Here is a 579-nt window from a genome sequence, read left to right as displayed (position 1 = left end):
CGCCGGAGGCCGCCGTCGTGCGGACTGACCCGGACGACGCGGCCGGATCACCCGCCGCGGCCGCGCTCGGCGTGGCCGCGGCCGGGCTGCAGTTCGCCGCGGCGCTGAAGGGCTTGCCCGGGCTCGTCCATCTGCCGCTCGACATCACCCCGCCGCTGCTCGCGCTCGCGTGCGGCCTTGCGCTCTGGCGCCTGCTCGCCCGCCCGTACCGGGTCGGTGCCGAGGCGGCGCTGGTCCTGGCGTTGCAGGGCGCGCTCGCGCTCTGGCTCGCGATCGCGGGTGCCTGGAGCGGTGGGACCGCAAGCCTGCCGCGCAAGCTCGCCGAGATCGCGCTGCTCGGTCCGGCCATGACCGTGACCGGACTGGCGGTGGCGGCGTCGCCGATCGCGTTCCGCGCCTTCGCCGCGACCTGCGCGGGCGCAGGCCTCGCCGTGGCCGTGGTCGTGCCGGCAGCGGTCGCGGCCGGGATCGCCGTGCTCGGCGGGCCGACGGACGCGGAGACGCTCCGTGTCCAGTACCAGGTCGCCACGCTCGCGCTCGCCGCCGGTGTGGCCGCGCTGGCGGCGGGTGCCGCAGCGG

1 pseudogene is annotated in these 579 nt (G+C 78.4%); it reads left to right on the top strand.

The annotated features are described in order from the left end of the window. Positions 1–17: 17 nt before the first annotated feature. Positions 18–579 (top strand): annotated as a pseudogene (locus FK498_RS18970) (O-antigen ligase domain-containing protein); the annotation flags it as partial.

The sequence above is a fragment of the Elioraea sp. Yellowstone genome, from assembly GCF_006704265.1.
In the GTDB taxonomy this organism is placed as follows: domain Bacteria; phylum Pseudomonadota; class Alphaproteobacteria; order Acetobacterales; family Acetobacteraceae; genus Elioraea.
This window is presented reverse-complemented; position numbering and strand designations above follow the sequence as displayed.